This window comes from Arenibacter arenosicollis (genome assembly GCF_014397245.1).
Lineage (GTDB): Bacteria > Bacteroidota > Bacteroidia > Flavobacteriales > Flavobacteriaceae > Arenibacter > Arenibacter arenosicollis.
In genome coordinates, this window is sequence record NZ_JACLHY010000069.1 from 1 (window position 1) to 612 (window position 612).

General features: G+C 50.8%; 1 protein-coding gene. It reads left to right on the plus strand.

The features are described from left to right. On the plus strand, window positions 1-378 hold a 378-nt coding region (locus H4O18_RS21885; RefSeq protein WP_187588648.1), incomplete at its 5' end, for an aminoglycoside 3'-phosphotransferase. Window positions 379-612 lie beyond the last annotated feature (234 nt).

Consider the following 612-nt stretch of genomic DNA (forward strand, 5'->3'; position numbering starts at 1 on the left):
CGCATCGAGCGAGCACGTACTCGGATGGAAGCCGGTCTTGTCGATCAGGATGATCTGGACGAAGAGCATCAGGGGCTCGCGCCAGCCGAACTGTTCGCCAGGCTCAAGGCGAGCATGCCCGACGGCGAGGATCTCGTCGTGACCCATGGCGATGCCTGCTTGCCGAATATCATGGTGGAAAATGGCCGCTTTTCTGGATTCATCGACTGTGGCCGGCTGGGTGTGGCGGACCGCTATCAGGACATAGCGTTGGCTACCCGTGATATTGCTGAAGAGCTTGGCGGCGAATGGGCTGACCGCTTCCTCGTGCTTTACGGTATCGCCGCTCCCGATTCGCAGCGCATCGCCTTCTATCGCCTTCTTGACGAGTTCTTCTGAATTATTAACGCTTACAATTTCCTGATGCGGTATTTTCTCCTTACGCATCTGTGCGGTATTTCACACCGCATCAGGTGGCACTTTTCGGGGAAATGTGCGCGGAACCCCTATTTGTTTATTTTTCTAAATACATTCAAATATGTATCCGCTCATGAGACAATAACCCTGATAAATGCTTCAATAATAGCACGTGCTAAAACTTCATTTTTAATTTAAAAGGATCTAGGTGAAGAT